Raw genomic sequence first — 15,065 nt, forward strand, 5'->3', positions numbered from 1 at the left:
TGAGGGCGGAGGGTTTGCCGCGGCGGTAGCCGCCGTCGGCGGTGATGACGACCTTGGCGTCGGCGTCCTTGATGCGGGTGGCGAGCGCGTCGGCGGAGAAGCCGCCGAAGACGACGGAGTGGGTGGCGCCGATGCGGGCGCAGGCCAGCATGGCGACGGCGGTCTCGGGGATCATCGGCATGTAGACGGCGACCCGGTCGCCTTTGCGGACGCCGAGGTGGAGGAGGGCGTTCGCGGCGCGGGAGACCTCGTCCTTGAGTTCGGCGTAGGTGAGGGTGCGGCTGTCGCCGGGTTCGCCCTCGAAGTGGATGGCGACGCGGTCGCCGTGGCCGGCCTCGACGTGCCGGTCGACGCAGTTGTGGGCGACGTTGAGCTTGCCGTCCTTGAACCACTTCGCGAACGGGGGGTTCGACCAGTCGAGGGTCTCGGTCGGTTCTGTGGCCCAGGTCAGCCGGCGGGCCTGCGCGGCCCAGAAGCCGAGCCGGTCAGCCTTGGCCTGCTCGTACGCCTCCGCCGTGACGTTGGCGTGTGCGGCCAGGTCGGCGGGGGGCGCGAACCTGCGTTCTTCCTTCAGCAGGTTGGCCAGGCTCTCATTGCTCACGACATCCGCCTTTCGAGGGTGTGTCCGATGTGTCCCAGGCCACAGCTCATCAGACGTGAGGGGGCGGTGACAAGGGTCGTCGGAAAAATTGGTTTAGACCTGTGTGATCGAGAGGGGAGGGAGTGGAGTAGCGATCCGTAAAGGATCAGCAATGCCACGTAAAGATCATTCATATATTTTCGGGGCAAATGGCCTAGTCGATCCCTCGGAGCGGTGAATAAGTCATTTGATCGGCTTGTCATCCTCATTCCATCTCGGGCCCGTGTGATCTTGGGCGGTGCCACCGGTTCAAACCCGGCGGATCACCACAAAAAGCGCTCGTCAGCGTTCGTCTGAGAGAAGGAAGAAGGTGGGCGGAACATGGCCGCCAACCAGAGGATCGCCGTCGGCGTGGTCGCCGCGGCCTGTGCCGTCTCGCTCGCGGCGTGCGGGAGCGGCACCCATGCTGCGCGGGAGGGGTCGTCCGGCCCGCAGAAGGGGGCGCCCGCGGCACCCGCGCCCAAGAGCGTGCTCCGGCTGCTCGGCGACGGATCGACCGCGTACACCGGCACGCAACCCCATCTGCCCAGGCCCGAGCGGCTGAAGCCCGGTCAGAAGCCCCCGCAGTTCGTCGTCTTCTCCTGGGACGGCGCGGGCGAGGACAGCCAGAAGCTGTTCTCGCACTTCCGCAAGGTCGCCAAGGAGAACAACGCCAACATGACGTTCTTCCTCAGCGGTGTTTATCTGCTGCCGGAGGACAAACGCGACCTCTACAAGCCCCCGCAGCACTCGCCGGGCAGCTCCGACATCGGCTTCAACGACCAGCAGGGGATCAGCGACACCGTCAAACAGGCCCGGCTCGCCTGGCTGGACGGCAACGAGATCGGCACCCACTTCAACGGCCACTTCTGCGGGCCCGACGGCGGGGTGGGCACCTGGTCGGTGAACGAGTGGAAGAGCGAGATCAGCCAGGCCAAGCAGTTCGTGGAGAACTGGAAGACGAACTCGGGCATGAAGAACGCGGCCCCGCTGCCCTTCGACTACGACAAGGAGCTGATCGGCGGCCGTACCCCCTGCCTGGAGGGCCAGAAGAACTTCGTGCAGGCGGCCCGCCAGCTGGGCTTCCGCTATGACTCCAGCGGGGTCGACAACCAGCTCTGGCCGAAGAAGAAGGACGGCCTGTGGGACCTCTCCATGCAGCTGGTCCCGTTCCCCGGGCACAACTTCGAAGAGCTGACCATGGACTACAACTACATGATCAACCAGTCGGGCACCAAGACCCAGGGCGACCCCGACGAGTTCGGCACCTGGGGCGACCAGGTGCGCGACAGCCTCCTCCAGGGCTTCGACCGGGTCTACGACGGCAACCGCGCGCCCCTCGTCATCGGCAACCACTTCGAGTCCTGGAACGGCGGCACGTACATGCGCGCCGTCGAGGACGTGGTGAAGAAGGTCTGCGGCAAGCCCGAGGTGCGCTGCGTCTCCTTCCATCAGCTCGCCGACTGGCTGGACGCCCAGGACCCCAAGACCCTGGAGAAACTGCGGAGCCTGAAGGTGGGCGAGGCGCCCAAGCAGGGCTGGGCGTCCTACCTCTCCGGCCGCCCGGCTCCGGCGCCCAAGGGAGTCCCCGGGGCGCCGGCCGTCAAGGGGTAGGCGGCGAGCGGGAGTTGCCGGACGGGAGTTGTCGGACGGGCGGTTTCAGGCGGAAGCCGACACGCCCGCTTCGAGGCCCTCGCCGAGCACGAAGCCGGGGTCGACCTGCGCCGCCAGGTCGGCCCCGGTGCGCTCATTGCCCCACGACTCGGCGTTCCTCAGATGGAAGTGCACCATCTGGCGCATGTAGCGCTCCCGGTCCCGCCGCTCGTACGTGGCGTCGGCGGTGGCCCGAAGGGTCGCGAGCGCACGGGCGTTGGCCTCCTCCAGGAGGTCGAACCGCGGCGGGCGGCCCTTCTCCATGGCCCGCACCCAGTCCGAGCGCCCGACCGTGACCAGCAGGTCCTCCCCGACCTCCGCGTGCAGGAAGTCGATGTCGTCCTGCTCCTGGATCTTGTTGCCGACGACCTTCAGGGCGACGCCGAAGTCCCGGGCGTACTCCTTGTACTGGCGGTAGACGGAGACTCCCTTGCGGGTCGGCTCGGCGACGAGGAACGTCATGTCGAAGCGGGTGAACATGCCGGAGGCGAAGGAGTCCGAGCCCGCGGTCATGTCGACCACCACGTACTCGTCGGGGCCGTCGACCAGGTGGTTCAGATACAGCTCCACCGCTCCGGTCTTGGAGTGGTAGCAGGCGACACCGAGATCGGCGTCGGTGAAGGGGCCGGTGACCATCAGCCGGACGGCGCCGCCGTCGAGCTCCACCGGACGCGCGCAGGCGTCGTAGACCGGGTTGGGCTCGCGCACCCGCACCAGCCGCGAACCCTGCCCCGGCGGGGTCGTCTTGATCATGGTGGCGGCGGATGCGATGCGCGGGTTGCTGCCGCGCAGATAGTCCTTGATCAGCGGCAGCCGCTCGCCCATGGCGGGCAGCGCGGCCGCCTCGGCCTCGTCCAGACCGAGCGCGGGGCCGAGGTGCTGGTTGATGTCCGCGTCGATCGCGACGGCGGCGGCCCCGGACGCGGCGAGGTGGCGGATGAAAAGGGAGGAGAGCGTGGTCTTGCCGCTCCCGCCCTTCCCGACGAAAGCAATTTTCATGTTCACCAAGCGTAGTTGCGGGATAGCTGTAGGTGGCATGGTTGAGTGAAGAAGACCACTCCTTCGAGGGGTCTGCCGATCGGGTGCGTACTGTCGTACTCATGAGTACGACAGCCGATCCGCTCGCGGCCCTGGGCGCACTGCCCGGCGTGGCCGAGTCCGTGGAGTCCGTGCGCAAGGCCGTGGACCGGGTCTACGGGCACCGGATCATGCGCCGCCGCAGCAACGCGATCACCTCCGAGGCGGCCCTGCGCGCCGCCCGCGGCTCGGCGGCGCTGTCCGGCGCCGACTGGGCGCTGGAGGAGGTACGACGGCGCACCGACTTCGGCACCGACGACGAGTCGCGGGTGATGGGCGCGGCCCTGCGGCTGACGGCCGAGGCGGGCCAACTGCTGTCCATCTGGCGGCAGTCACCGCTGCGAGTGCTGGCCCGGCTGCACCTGGTGGCCGCGGCGAGCGACGAGAGCCGGGTCGGCCGGCCGCGCCAGGACGGTGAGGCGGTGGACGAGCCGCTGATCGAGCTGCCGCTGCCGGACGCGCGGGAGGTCTCCGGGCGGCTGGACGGCCTCGCGGACCTGATCATCGCGGGCAGCTCGGCCCCGGCCCTGGTGACGGCGGCCGTGGTGCACGGCGAACTGCTCGCGCTGCGCCCCTTCACCTCGCACAACGGGCTGGTCGCGCGCGCCGCCGAGCGGATCGTGCTGATCGGCAGCGGCCTGGACCCGAAGGCGGTCTGCCCGGCCGAGGTCGGTCACGCGGAGCAGGGGCGCGCCGAGTACCTGGCGGCGCTGGCGGGCTATGTCTCGGGCACTCCCGAGGGCATGGCGGCGTGGATCGCGCACTGCGGGCGCGCGATCGAGTTCGGGGCGCGGGAGTCGACGGCGGTGTGCGAGGCGCTGCAGCGCGGCGCGGCCTGAGGTTTCGCACCCGGGTGCGGACAGAGATGCGGCGGTACGAATTCTCGTACCGCCGCTGGCATGAGCACCTGGTTACCAAGCGTCCTCGATGACTCGCCCATCAGGACGGGGACTTTGCCCGTACCTGGTGCGGCTGGCCCGTATTCGACGGGTCGACGTCGCGTGGGTGCCCGGTGTTCATGCAGGGGTCCGTGGGCCAAATGCGTAGTGACTGGGGATCCTCTCGGATGTCCATGGTCGCGCGGGCCGCTGACTTCTTTGTACCGCGCGGTGGGGACAAGTGGAACCCCTGCTCGCACTTCTTTACTTTCAGGGGCGAGCAGGGGCGAGCAGGGGTAAACAGGGGCGGGCAGGGGTGAAGCGGGTGAAAAGGGCAGCCGGCGGCGGGTGGTGCGCGTGCGGGCGTCGGGCGGGGCCCGTCAGGCGGTGCCGCGGCGGCGGTTGGCGTACCAGACGAGTCCGGCCGTCGCGGCGGCCGCACCCACGGCCGCCGCCGCGACCAGCGCGGGGCGCGGCGGTACGGACAGGGTGGGCAGCCGCTTCTTGAGCGGGACGGGGCGGCGGAACTCCAGCACCGGCCAGTCCCGCGCGACGGCCTCGCGGCGCAGCGCCCGGTCCGGGTTGACGGCGTGCGGGTGCCCGACCGCCTGGAGCATCGGCAGATCGGTCGCCGAGTCGCTGTAGGCGAAGCAGCGGTCGAGGTCGTAGCCCTCGGAGACGGCCAGCTCCCGGATCGCCTCCGCCTTGGTCGGGCCGTAGGCGTAGTACTCCACCTCGCCGGTGAAGCAGCCGTCCTCGCCGACGACCATACGGGTGGCCACCACCCGGTCCGCGCCCAGGAGTTCACCGACCGGCTCGACCACCTCGGCGCCCGAGGTGGACACGATCACCACGTCCCGGCCGGCCGTGTGGTGCTCCTCGATGAGCGAGGCGGCCTCGTCGTAGATGATCGGATCGATCAGGTCGTGCAGGGTCTCGGCGACGATCTCCCGCACCTGCTGCTGGTTCCAGCCCCGGACCATGTCCGAGAGATAGGCGCGCATGCGCTCCATCTGGTCATGGTCCAGACCGCCGGCCAGGAACACGAACTGGGCATAGGCGGTGCGCAACGCGGCCCTGCGGTTGATCAGCCCGCCTTGGTAGAAGGACTTGCTGAAGGTGAGTGTGCTGGACTTCGCAATGACCGTCTTGTCCAGGTCGAAGAAGGCCGCCGCGCGAGGCAAGGAGTGGTTTTCCACGTCCCCGAGCATAGGCGCCCACCATTCGGCGTAAGGTGGGGCGCGTGGGTTTGCCTGAGAAGGCTCTCGGGTACACCATGGAAGTCACGGATCGTTCGCGACCGTGCTAACCCGGTCCGGCTCCTCCCCCCCCGAGTCGGCCGTGGGGACGACCCCCGCTCTCCCCCCCGGCGGGGGTCGTCGCATGTCCGGACGGGTTTTTCCGCCTCTTTCCCTCCCTCGTACGGCCGAGCGGCCGGCGCCTCCGCGTCGTGACCGCCGCTTCCGCGCGCCCATGATCCGTTACTCCGGGTAATCGTAGGGCTGCGCTGAGGATGCCGCACAGGGGTCGGTACCGGCGTCACCGGTTCGGGTGACGGAGTTATTCACAGGGCCTGAGTTGTCCACGGTTTTCCACCAAGATCCACACGATTTCGCGGATCGCCGCACTGTGTTTCCCACGCACTCCCGCCGCGGCGAGTTCACGGCCGGTTCCGTTTGCGGGAGGCGTACGGCCGATTCCGGTCGGCCTTCATCGCGTCGTTCATGTCGCCGTTCATGCCGTCGTTCATGCCGTTCATATGGAAGCCGCCCACCGGTTCTCCAGATGTCGGGAAATCGCGTGGCCACAGGGCCGCGCGGCGAAGGGGGAACACCGTGTCCGGAACCATCACCCATGACCCACCACCCGCCTGCGGCGGCCCGCTCATCGTCACCGAGGACGCCGCGCTCCTGGACGATCTGCTGCGCCTGTGCGCCGCCGCGGGCGCGACACCCGAGGTGCACCACGGCGTCCCCGACCAAGCGGACACCTGGGCGGCGGCCCCGCTCGTGCTGGTCGGGGACGACGCCGCCCATCGGCTGCTGGGGGCCGCGCGCCGCCGCCAGGTGGTGCTGATCGGCCGCGAGCAGGACGACCCGGACGTGTGGCGGCGCGGCATGGAGATCGGCGCCGACCATGTCCTGATCCTGCCCGAGGGCGAGCAGTGGCTGGTCGACCGGATCGCCGACGTCGCCGAGGGGGTCGGCCGGCCGGCCCTCACCGTCGGCGTGATCGGCGGCCGGGGCGGGGCCGGGGCGTCCACCCTGGCCTGCGCGCTGGCCGTCACCGCCGCCCGCGAGGGGCTGCGCACCCTGCTCGTGGACGCCGATCCGCTCGGCGGCGGGCTCGATGTGCTGCTCGGCGGCGAGGGCGCCGAGGGCCTGCGCTGGCCGGCCTTCGCCGCCTCCCGGGGGCGGGTGGGCGGCGGCGCCCTGGAGGAGTCGCTGCCCTCGCTGCACTCCCTGCGGGTGCTCAGCTGGGACCGGGGCGACTGCGTCGCCGTGCCGCCCCAGGCCGTGCGCGCGGTGCTCCCGTGCCGCCCCAGGCCGTGCGCGCGGTGCTCGCCGCCGCCCGGCGCCGCGGCGGCGCCGTCGTGGTCGATCTGCCCCGCCGCCTGGACGAAGGGGTCGGCGAGGTCCTCGCCCAGCTCGACCTGGCCCTCCTCGTCGTCCCCGCCGAACTGCGGGCCCTCGCCGCCGCCGGCCGGATCGTCGCCGCCGTCGGCATGGCCGTCCGCGATCTGCGGGTCGCGGTGCGCGGTCCGTACGCACCCGGTCTTGACGACCGTGAGGTGGCCCGCCTGCTCGGCCTGCCGCTCGCGGGGGAGGTGCCGGTGGAACCCGGGCTGCTGCGGCCGAGGGGCACCGGGAGACCACCGGGCGCGAGCGGGCGCGGCCCACTGGCCCGGTTCTGCACGGGGTTCTGGGAGCGGGCGCTGGTGGAGTCCGGGGGTGCGCGGTGAGCTTCGCGGCGCTCGACCAGGCCGCCCTGCTCGACGGGGTGCGCCGACGGCTCGCCGAGAGCGGTGCCGAACCCACCCCGGCGCGGGTCGCGCAGGCGCTGCGCGCCCAGGGGCGGGTGCTCGGGGACGCCGAGATCCTCGGGGTGGCCGAGCGGCTGAGATCCGAACTCGTCGGCAGCGGCCCCCTGGAGCCGCTGCTCGCCGACCCCGAGGTCACCGACGTCCTGGTGTCCGCGCCCGACCGGGTGTGGGTGGACCGGGGCGGCGGCCTGGAGCTGACACCGGTCACCTTCCCCGACGCGGCGGCGGTACGACGCCTCGCGCAGCGGCTGGCCGCGGTGGCCGGACGCCGGCTGGACGACGCCCGGCCATGGGCGGACGCCAGGCTCCCCGACGGCACCCGGCTGCACGCCGTACTGCCCCCGGTCGCCGTCGGCTGCACCTGCCTGGCCCTGCGGGTGGTACGGCCCCGGGCCTTCACCCTCGCCGAACTGGTGGCGGCCGGCACGGTACCGCCCGGCGGCGACCGAATCCTGCGCGCCCTGCTGGCCGCCCGGCTGTCCTTCCTGGTCAGCGGCGGGACGGGCAGCGGCAAGACGACGCTCCTCAGCGCCCTGCTCGGCCTGGTCGGCGCCGACGAGCGGATCGTGCTCGCCGAGGACTCCGCGGAGCTGAGACCCGACCACCCGCATGTCGTCCGGCTGGAGACCCGGCCCGCGAACCAGGAGGGCGCGGGCCTGGTCACCCTTCAGGACCTGGTGCGCCAGGCCCTGCGGATGCGGCCGGACCGGCTGGTCGTCGGAGAGGTCCGCGGACCCGAGGTCGTCCATCTGCTCGCCGCGCTCAACACGGGCCATGAGGGCGGCTGTTGCACGGTCCACGCCAACACCGCCGGGGACGTCCCGGCCCGCCTGGAGGCGCTGGCCACGGCCGCGGGTCTCGACCGGGCCGCGCTGCACAGCCAGCTGGCGGCCACCCTGTCCGTGGTGCTCCACCTGGCGCGGGACCGCTCCGGCCGGCGCCGGATCGCGGAGGTGCACGTCCTGGAGCGGGACGCCACGGGCCTGGTGCGGACGGTGCCCGCGCTGCGATGGGGGGAGCGGGCGTTCGTGCGGCAGGAGGGGTGGGGGCGGCTCGCCCGACTGCTGGGTGGGGCGGCCGAGTTCACGGACGGGGGCGGCGGTGGCGGTGGCGGGTTCGGTGTCGGCCGAGGCGGCGGGTTCGGGGGTGGCGAGGGTGATGGGTGAGGTGAGGGGTGAGATGTCGATGGGGGCCGCGCTGATCTGCCTGGCCGCGCTGGGGTGGCTGCTGTGCGAGCGGCACCACGGGGCGCGGCGGGCGCGGCTGCTGCTGGCCGGGGGCGGCGGGCCGGGGGCCGGTCCGTCGGTACAGGAGCAACTCGCGCGCGCGTTACGGCGGTTGCGTGACCGTTGGGGAGCCGAGTGGTGGGCCCTGGTGGCGGGGCTGCTGCTCGCGGTGCTGGGCGGCTCGGTGCTCCCGGTCGTCGCGGGGGCGGCCGGGGTGCCCGTGCTGCGCCGGGTGCGGCTGGCCGGGGAGGCGAGACGCGCCCGGGAGCGGCGGGTGGACCGGGTGATCGCCCTGTGCGGGGTGTTCGCCGGTGAGGTGCGGGCCGGACGGCAGCCCGGCGAGGCGCTGCTGCTGGCCGCGCGGGACTCGGGCGGGCTCGGCGAGGCACTGGCCGCCGTGGTCGCGGCGGCCCGCTTCGGCGGGGATGTGCCCGGCGCCCTCGCCGCGGCGGCCCGGCAGCCGGGCGCCGAGGGCCTGCTAGATCGGAAGAGCGGCCGGCCTCGACCGGCTGGACGGCGCCCTGCGCGCCGAACGGGACCAACGCGCCGACCTGCGCGCCCAGCTGGCCGGCGCGAGGGCCACCGCCGTCCTGCTCGCCGCCCTTCCCGCCCTCGGCCTCCTCCTCGGCGCGGCCATGGGTGCCGCCCCGCTGCGGGTCCTCCTGCACAGCGGACCCGGCCTCGGCTGCCTGCTGATCGGCGCGGTGTTCGAGACGGCCGGGCTGTGGTGGTCGGCGCGGATCGTGCGGGCAGCGGGGGCGGGGACATGAGCGGAGGTGGGAGGACGTGAGCGGGGACGTCGTGCACAGGCTGGGGACGGCCGTGGCCGTGGCGGTGGCGCTCGGCTGGGGCGGCCGGCTCGCGGTGTCGGTCCGGCGGGGGCGCCGGGCCCGGCAGCGGGCGGCCGTACTGCTGGGGCCGAAGCCCGGGCCGAAGAAGCCGCCGTCGGCGGTCATGGCCGCGGTACGGCGATGGCTGCCGCCCGTGGGCGCGGCGGGCGGGGTGTGGGTGCTGGTCGGCGGAGCCGCCGGGGTGCTGCTCGGGCTCGGCGTCGGTGCCGTGCTCTGGCGCCGGCGGGCGAGCCGGTCGAGATCGGCTGGCCGCGCTGCCGGGCGCGGGTGCGCTGGCGCGGCTGCTGGAGCGGGCCGACGAGTCGGGACTGCCCGCCGCCGCTCCGGTGGCCCGCATCGCCTCGGACACCCGCGCGGAATGGGGCCGCACCGCGACGGCACGCGCTCGGCGGGCGGCCGTACTGATCTCCGCGCCGGTGGGCCTGTGCTTCCTGCCCGCCTTCGTCGCGATCGGGGTGCTGCCCGTGGTCATCGGGCTGGCAGGCGGGGTGATGGCGGGGAGGTGAGGGACGGCGCGGCGCGTACCGAGGGCGGAAATCGTGAGAACTGATCCGGAAATCATGGGAGTTGAGATGAAAAGGAAGATCGTCGAAGTGCTGGCCGTGGTGCGGCGGGTGTGCCGTCGGGACTCCGGGATGGTGACCTCCGAGTACGCGATGGGGATCATCGCGGCCGTCGGATTCGCCTTGCTGCTCTACGAGGTCGTCACCAGCGGCGAGGTCCGGGCGGAGCTCCAGTCCATCGTGAAGAAGGCCCTCAGTGCGCGGATGTGAACGGGGCTCGGACCAGGGCTTCGTGACGGCGGAGACGGCCATGGCGCTCTGCGTGCTGGTGGCGTTCACGATGGCGCTGGTGTGGGCGTTGCTGATGGCGGCGGCGCAGATCCGGTGCGTGGACGCGGCCCGCGTGGGCGCCCGGGCCGCCGCCCGCCAGGACCCGCCCGCCACGGTGCTGTCGGTGACCCGCCAGGCAGCACCGAGCGGGGCCCGGGTGACGGTCGGGCGAGCGGGCGACCAGGTCCGGGTCACGGTGGTGGCGAGACCGCCGGTGCTCAGCGGCCTGCCGTTCGAACTCCGTGAGGAGGCGGTGGCGTTGGCGGAGGAGACGGTCGGAGGGAAGGAGGCGGGGCCGTGAGACGGCAGGGGGTGTGGGCGCGGGTGCGAGGCCCGGCTCGTGCCCGGGGCAGGGGCCTTAATCGGCGTACGGCGGGCCGCTGCGGCTCCGACCGGGGTTCCGCCACCGTCTGGAGTCTCGGGGCGATCGCGGTGCTCTGCGTGGTGTTCGGCGCGGTGCTCGCGCTCGGGCACGCCGTCACCGTCCGGCACCGGGCGGCGGGCGGCGCGGACCTGGCGGCGCTCGCGGCCGCGGACCACTGGGCGGCGGGCGGCGCTCGCGGCCGCGGACCACTGGGCGGCGGGCGGCGAGGCGGCCTGCGCGCTGGCCGGCCGCGTGGCGTCGGCCCAGGGGGTTCGGTTGGTGCGCTGCACGGTGGAGGGCGAGATCGCGGACGTGACAGCGGCCTCGGGAAGCGGCCCCTTCACAGCCGAGATCCGCTCCAGAGCGGGCCCGACAGCCCCACCGGCCCTCACTTTCGCGCCACCACCTCCCGTCCTGCCGACAGCTGGGCTGTCGCACGGCGCTCCGGGAGGCCGGTGACGGTGACGTGGGTGACGGGCGGAGCGCCCACCGGCTCTGGCCCCGGCCTCGCCGCCTCCCGCTTTGCTGGCACCTGGCCCGTAGCGTGGCGCTCTGGGGCGGTGGCGGTGACGTGGGTGTCGGGTGGGGCGCGCACCGGCCCGCGCTCCCGCCCCGTCGCCGTCCGGCGTGCCAGCCCCGGCCGGTCGCCACAGGCGCTCTGGGGGGCGGTGGCTTGGGTGCCGGGTCGGGCGCTCACCGGCCCTTGCCCTCGCCCCGTCGCCTTCGGCCGTGCCGGCCCCGGCCCGTCGTCACAGGCCGCTCTGAGGGCCGCGCTGACGTGGGCGCCGGGCCGGAGCGCCTACCGCTACCTGAGCGGCTGTTCCAGGGCCTCTCCGGCCCCCGGCTCGGCGGATCCCCGGACACCGGGCCCCGAGTCTGCTCTCGCCCCCCGGTCTGCCCTCGCCCCCCGGGTCCCCGCCCCGCCCCCGTCGGTCAGTTTCCCAGTGCTCGTCACGGAGTTGAGGCCGTTTCCTCCGGGCTGTCCGCCTCGGTCCCGGCCTGCGGTGGTTCCGGTGCTTGGCGCAGCAGGGTCGTCAGGAGGCGGACCGCGCCGCGTTTGTGGAGGGGGTCGTTGCCGTTGCCGCACTTGGGGGACTGGATGCAGGAGGGGCAGCCGGCGTCGCACTCGCAGGAGGCGATGGCCTCGCGGGTGGCGGTGAGCCAGGCGCGGGCGGTGTGGAAGGCGCGCTCGGCGAAGCCCGCGCCGCCGGGGTGGCCGTCGTACACGAAGACCGTCGGGAGGAGAGTGTCGGGATGCAGCGGGACGGAGACGCCGCCGATGTCCCAGCGGTCGCAGGTCGCGAAGAGCGGCAGCATGCCGATGGAGGCGTGCTCGGCGGCGTGCAGGGAGCCGCCGAGGATCTCCGGGTTGATCCGGGCCTCGTCCAGCTGGTCCTCGGTGACCGTCCACCACACCGCGCGGGTGCGCAGCGTACGAGGAGGCAGGTCGAGCTTGGTCTCGCCCAGCACCTCGCCGGTGATCAGACGTCGGCGCAGGAAGGAGACCACCTGGTTGGTGACCTCGACGGAGCCGTAGCAGAGCCGGCCCGCGCCCCAGGGGATCTCGGTGTCGGTCTCCAGGACGGAGATGGCGGTGGTGTCGCGGGCGACCGTCGAGTACGGCGGCTCGGCCTGTTCGACCAGGGCGACGGAGTCCGCGAGGTCGAGGGAGCGCACCAGATAGGTGCGGCCCTGGTGGAGGTGGACCGCGCCCTCGTGGACGGTGGAGTGCGCGGCGGCCTCGTCGACCGTGCCGAGCAGGCGCCCCGTGCCCTCCTCCACGATCTGCACCGGCCGTCCGCCCCCGCCGCGGATGTCGGTGAGGTCGGCGGCCCGTTCCCGGCGGGTCCAGTGCCAGGCCCGGGTCCGCCGGCGCAGCAGCTTCGCGGCCTCCAGCTGCGGCAGCACGTCCGCGCAGGCGGGACCGAACAGTTCGAGGTCCGCCTCGGTCAGCGGGAGTTCCGCGGCGGCGGCGCACAGGTGCGGGGCGAGGACGTAGGGGTTGTCGGGGTCGAGGACGGTCGACTCCACCGGCCGGTCGAACAGGGCCTCCGGGTGGTGGACGAGGAAGGTGTCCAGCGGATCGTCCCGGGCGACGAGGACCGCGAGGGCGCCCTGCCCGGAGCGGCCCGCACGACCCGCCTGCTGCCACAGGGAGGCCCTGGTGCCCGGGTAACCGCAGATCACCACCGCGTCCAGACCGGAGACGTCCACGCCCAGCTCCAGGGCCGTGGTGGCGGCGAGCCCGAGCAGCTGCCCGGAGTGCAGGTCGCGCTCCAGGGCGCGGCGCTCCTCGGGGAGGTAGCCGCCGCGGTAGGCCGCGACCCGCCGCACCAGGGAGCGGTCGACCTCGGCCAGTTTCTCCTGGGCGATCACCGAGATCAGCTCGGCGCCGCGCCGGGAGCGTACGAAGGCGACCGAGCGCACGCCCTGCACGGTCAGGTCGGTCAGCAGGTCGGCGGTCTCGGCGGTGGCGGTACGCCGTACGGGCGCGCCCTTCTCGCCGTGCAGCTCGGTGAGCGGGGGCTCCCACAGGGCGAAGACCAGCTCGCCGCGCGGGGAGGCGTCGTCGGCGACCTCCACCACCGGCAGGCCGGTCAGCCGCCGGGCGGCGACGGCGGGTTCGGCGGCGGTCGCGGAGGCCAGCAGGAAGACCGGGGAGGAGCCGTACCGGGCGCAGACGCGGCGCAGTCGGCGCAGCACCTGGGCGACATGCGAGCCGAAGACGCCCCGGTAGGTGTGGCACTCGTCGATGACGACGTACTTCAGCGACTTCAGGAAGGAGGACCAGCGCGGGTGGGAGGGCAATATCCCGCGGTGCAGCATGTCGGGGTTGGTGAGGACGTAGTTGGCGTACTGGCGTACCCACTCGCGTTCCTCGTACGGGGTGTCGCCGTCGTACACGGCCGGGCGGACCGCGGTGCCGAGCGGTTGTGAAAGTTCCTTCACCGACCGGCACTGGTCCGCCGCGAGCGCCTTGGTGGGGGAGAGGTACAGCGCGGTGGCCCCTCGGCCGTTCGGCGCCCGGGAACCCTCCAGAAGGGTGGACAGCACGGGGACGAGATACGCGAGGGACTTGCCGGAGGCGGTGCCGGTGGCGACGACCACCGAATCGCCGTCCAGGGCGTGCTCGGCGGCCAGCGCCTGGTGCGCCCAGGGATGCTCGATGCCGCACTCCTGGACGGCCGCGATCACCTCGGGCCGAATCCGGTCAGGCCAGATGGCATGGCGGCCGGTGCGCGGGGGCAAGTGCTCCGTATGAGTGATGCGCGCAGCCCGGCTCGGACCGGAGGCGAGTCTGCCCAGGACAGCGCCCGGGGACGGGCGGGAAGCCGGGTCCGGCACGGGTCGATCGGATCGGTGATTCTTGGCCATCGGCACCGAGTGTGTCACTGGCGTGACGGACAATGGAGTCAAGGCGTCGTGCACGCACGCCGGTAAGTGATTGAATGCCATCGCGGCTGGCGTTGCGTCCCGGGGGCCGCATGCCAGGGTGCCCGAGGGGCGACCGCTCGATAGCAAGGTGCTGGAGGATCCGTGGACCTGTCCCTGTCGACCCGTACCGTCGGCGATCGTACGGTCGTCGAGGTCGGTGGCGAAATCGATGTATACACCGCGCCAAAGCTGCGCGAGCAGCTGGTCGAGCTGGTGAACGACGGCAATTTCCATCTTGTCGTCGACATGGAGGGCGTGGACTTCCTCGACTCCACCGGACTCGGCGTGCTGGTCGGCGGCCTGAAGCGGGTGCGTGCCCATGAGGGCTCGCTGCGCCTGGTCTGCAACCAGGAGCGCATTCTCAAGATCTTCCGTATCACCGGCCTCACCAAGGTGTTCCCGATCCACACCTCGGTCGAGGAAGCGGTGGCGGCCACCGACTGACCTTGTCCGACCGACCCTGCCGCCGGCCGCTGCCCGCGGTGGGGTCGTCGGTGGGTCGTGCCTGATTCCGGCCGTTGTGCCCTGTCTCGCACCCCGTGGGGGCGGTGCCGGGTGTGCCCCGGCGGATCCGGGTAACGAAGTTCATGAGGGGCGGGCCCGGCGAGCCCGTCCGACCGCAGTCCCGTAGTCGTGAGGGGGATGCATGGCCACCGTCGAACTCCGCTTCAGCGCGCTGCCCGAGCATGTCAGGACCGCCCGGCTGGTGGCGGCCGCGGTGGCACGCAGGGCCGGAGTGGACGAGGCCGTCCTGGACGAGGTGCGGCTCGCCGTGGGCGAGGCGTGCTCCCGTGCCGTGGGGCTCCACCAGATCGGCGGCATCGACGCGCCGGTGAAGGTGGCGCTGATCGAGGAGGAGAAACAGTTCTCCATCGAGGTCGGCGACGAAGCCCCGCACGCGGTCCCCGCCGAGCGGGTCTCCGGGGGCGCCGCGGCGGACGCGGACGTGGAGGCCGAGGAGGACGAGATGGGCCTCGCGGTCATCAGTGGCCTCGTGGACGACGTCGAGGTCACCACCGGGGAGAACGGCGGACTGATCCGCATGACCTGGCCCGCCGCCCCACCGGCGGTCACCGTCGGCTGACA

General features: G+C 72.9%; 12 protein-coding genes and 4 pseudogenes. 11 read left to right on the forward strand and 5 right to left on the reverse strand.

Translation table 11 applies throughout. The features are described from left to right. The coding region (locus ACLF5H_RS27930) for an AMP-binding protein (RefSeq protein ID WP_421678771.1) at positions 1-601 on the reverse strand (601 nt) is incomplete at its 3' end. A 360-nt stretch (positions 602-961) separates the two neighbouring features. On the opposite strand from ACLF5H_RS27930, the gene ACLF5H_RS27935 reads away from it, so the two are divergent. After that, positions 962-2,233, forward strand: coding sequence for a hypothetical protein (locus ACLF5H_RS27935; RefSeq protein WP_421678772.1), 1,272 nt, complete (start codon positions 962-964; stop codon positions 2,231-2,233). A gap of 45 nt (positions 2,234-2,278) precedes the next feature. On the opposite strand, the gene ACLF5H_RS27940 is transcribed toward ACLF5H_RS27935, so the two are convergent. Further along, complete coding sequence (locus ACLF5H_RS27940; protein ID WP_421678773.1) at positions 2,279-3,271, reverse strand: ATP-binding protein; 993 nt, start codon at positions 3,269-3,271, stop codon at positions 2,279-2,281. 101 nt (positions 3,272-3,372) lie between these two features. Here ACLF5H_RS27940 and ACLF5H_RS27945 point away from each other — a divergent pair, with 101 nt between their 5' ends. Further along, positions 3,373-4,188, forward strand: coding sequence for an oxidoreductase (locus tag ACLF5H_RS27945; protein WP_421678774.1), 816 nt, complete (start codon positions 3,373-3,375; stop codon positions 4,186-4,188). A 419-nt stretch (positions 4,189-4,607) separates the two neighbouring features. On the opposite strand, the gene ACLF5H_RS27950 is transcribed toward ACLF5H_RS27945, so the two are convergent. Together ACLF5H_RS27950 and ACLF5H_RS27955 are read right to left on the reverse strand one after the other, a co-directional pair. Then, complete coding sequence (locus ACLF5H_RS27950) at positions 4,608-5,438, reverse strand: HAD family hydrolase (protein WP_421678775.1); 831 nt, start codon at positions 5,436-5,438, stop codon at positions 4,608-4,610. Positions 5,439-5,887: 449 nt separating this feature from the next. Beyond that, entirely contained in the window at positions 5,888-6,121 is a 234-nt protein-coding gene (locus ACLF5H_RS27955; RefSeq protein WP_421678788.1) for a hypothetical protein, read from the reverse strand. Between ACLF5H_RS27955 and ssd the strand changes: the two are divergent. The 7 genes and pseudogenes from ssd (at position 6,063) to ACLF5H_RS27990 (ending at position 11,003) form a co-directional block, all read left to right on the forward strand. Beyond that, positions 6,063-7,189, forward strand: a pseudogene (ssd, locus tag ACLF5H_RS27960) (septum site-determining protein Ssd). The gene ACLF5H_RS27955 and the pseudogene ssd overlap by 59 nt on opposite strands. Beyond that, positions 7,186-8,436: a TadA family conjugal transfer-associated ATPase gene (locus tag ACLF5H_RS27965; RefSeq protein WP_421678776.1), complete on the forward strand. Its 1,251-nt coding sequence runs from the start codon at positions 7,186-7,188 to the stop codon at positions 8,434-8,436. Before ssd ends, ACLF5H_RS27965 begins: the two are co-directional and overlap by 4 nt. Beyond that, a pseudogene (locus ACLF5H_RS27970) lies at positions 8,429-9,266 on the forward strand (hypothetical protein). The gene ACLF5H_RS27965 and the pseudogene ACLF5H_RS27970 overlap by 8 nt, the downstream one beginning before the upstream one ends. A gap of 16 nt (positions 9,267-9,282) precedes the next feature. Further along, positions 9,283-9,853 (forward strand): annotated as a pseudogene (locus ACLF5H_RS27975) (hypothetical protein). 66 nt (positions 9,854-9,919) lie between these two features. Beyond that, the gene (locus ACLF5H_RS27980) at positions 9,920-10,120 is read left to right on the forward strand and encodes a DUF4244 domain-containing protein (protein ID WP_421678777.1); all 201 of its coding nucleotides are present in this window, start codon (positions 9,920-9,922) and stop codon (positions 10,118-10,120) included. A gap of 22 nt (positions 10,121-10,142) precedes the next feature. Next, entirely contained in the window at positions 10,143-10,481 is a 339-nt protein-coding gene (locus tag ACLF5H_RS27985) for a TadE family type IV pilus minor pilin (RefSeq protein WP_421678787.1), read from the forward strand. 23 nt (positions 10,482-10,504) lie between these two features. Then, positions 10,505-11,003 (forward strand): annotated as a pseudogene (locus tag ACLF5H_RS27990) (Rv3654c family TadE-like protein). 492 nt (positions 11,004-11,495) lie between these two features. Here ACLF5H_RS27990 and ACLF5H_RS27995 read toward each other — a convergent pair. Continuing rightward, the gene (locus ACLF5H_RS27995) at positions 11,496-14,000 is read right to left on the reverse strand and encodes a DEAD/DEAH box helicase (RefSeq protein WP_421678778.1); all 2,505 of its coding nucleotides are present in this window, start codon (positions 13,998-14,000) and stop codon (positions 11,496-11,498) included. Positions 14,001-14,081: 81 nt separating this feature from the next. Between ACLF5H_RS27995 and bldG the strand changes: the two genes are divergently transcribed. Both bldG and ACLF5H_RS28005 read left to right on the forward strand, forming a co-directional pair. Beyond that, on the forward strand, positions 14,082-14,423 hold the full coding sequence (gene bldG / locus ACLF5H_RS28000; protein WP_010986038.1) for an anti-sigma factor antagonist BldG: 342 nt from the start codon (positions 14,082-14,084) through the stop codon (positions 14,421-14,423). 202 nt (positions 14,424-14,625) lie between these two features. Further along, complete coding sequence (locus ACLF5H_RS28005) at positions 14,626-15,063, forward strand: ATP-binding protein (RefSeq protein WP_421678779.1); 438 nt, start codon at positions 14,626-14,628, stop codon at positions 15,061-15,063. Positions 15,064-15,065: the final 2 nt, after the last annotated feature.

The organism is Streptomyces sp. LaBMicrA B280, from assembly GCF_049222185.1.
GTDB lineage: Bacteria > Actinomycetota > Actinomycetes > Streptomycetales > Streptomycetaceae > Streptomyces > Streptomyces murinus.

Excerpts from the sequence above, each read along its gene's own strand:
- ACLF5H_RS27980 (WP_421678777.1), top strand. The coding sequence starts at position 9,920 with ATGAAAAGGAAGATCGTCGAAGTGCTGGCCGTGGTGCGGCGGGTGTGC.
- ACLF5H_RS27995 (WP_421678778.1), bottom strand. The coding sequence starts at position 14,000 with ATGGCATTCAATCACTTACCGGCGTGCGTGCACGACGCCTTGACTCCA.
- ACLF5H_RS27935 (WP_421678772.1), top strand. The coding sequence starts at position 962 with ATGGCCGCCAACCAGAGGATCGCCGTCGGCGTGGTCGCCGCGGCCTGT.
- ACLF5H_RS27945 (WP_421678774.1), top strand. The coding sequence starts at position 3,373 with ATGAGTACGACAGCCGATCCGCTCGCGGCCCTGGGCGCACTGCCCGGC.
- ACLF5H_RS27940 (WP_421678773.1), bottom strand. The coding sequence starts at position 3,271 with ATGAAAATTGCTTTCGTCGGGAAGGGCGGGAGCGGCAAGACCACGCTC.
- ACLF5H_RS27950 (WP_421678775.1), bottom strand. The coding sequence starts at position 5,438 with ATGCTCGGGGACGTGGAAAACCACTCCTTGCCTCGCGCGGCGGCCTTC.
- ACLF5H_RS28005 (WP_421678779.1), top strand. The coding sequence starts at position 14,626 with ATGGCCACCGTCGAACTCCGCTTCAGCGCGCTGCCCGAGCATGTCAGG.